The 596-nt window shown below is 78.0% G+C and carries 1 protein-coding gene; it reads left to right on the top strand.

What is annotated here, in order from left to right; genetic code table 11:
* The coding region (locus ACI789_RS24550) for a DUF222 domain-containing protein (protein WP_457012160.1) at nt 1-596 on the top strand (596 nt) is incomplete at both ends.

Raw genomic sequence — 596 nt, 5'->3', positions numbered from 1 at the left:
CTGCCGGCGGTGGCGGCGGCGTTCGCCGCCGGCGCGGTGACCGAGGGCCAGGTCGCGCTCATCGAGCCGGTCACCCGCCCGCAGCCGCAGGCCGCCGCGGCCGCCGCCGGCGTCGACCTCGGCGAGGTCGACGCGGTGCTGGCCGACGTGGCCGCGCAGCGGCCGCACGAGGAGCTGCGGCAGGTGGTGCACCACTACCTGGCCCGCCTCGATCCCGACGGACCCGAACCCGACCCGACCGAGGGCCGGCGGCTGGCCATCGCCCGCCACGCCGACGGCAGCCTCACCGGCCGGTTCGACCTCGACGCCGTCGGCGGGGAGAAGCTGGCCGCGGCACTGGAAGCGGTGGTGCAGGCCGGCCGCTGCGCCGCCGACGACCGCTCCCGGCCGCAGCAGCTGGCCGACGCACTGGTGCAGCTGTGCGACAACCAGTTGGCCGCCGGGGGCCTGCCGCAGCTGCGCGGGCACAAGCCACACGTGCTGGTGCAGATCGGGATCGAGGACCTGGTGGACCCCGCCACCGGGCCGGGTACGGGGAAGCTGGCGTCGGGGGCGGTGATCTCCGCGGCGCGGGCCCGCTGGCTGGCCTGCGACGG

The sequence above is a fragment of the Geodermatophilus sp. SYSU D00965 genome, assembly GCF_054050075.1.
Note: the sequence above shows the minus strand (reverse complement) of the source record. Positions and strands in the feature narration are given on the sequence as shown.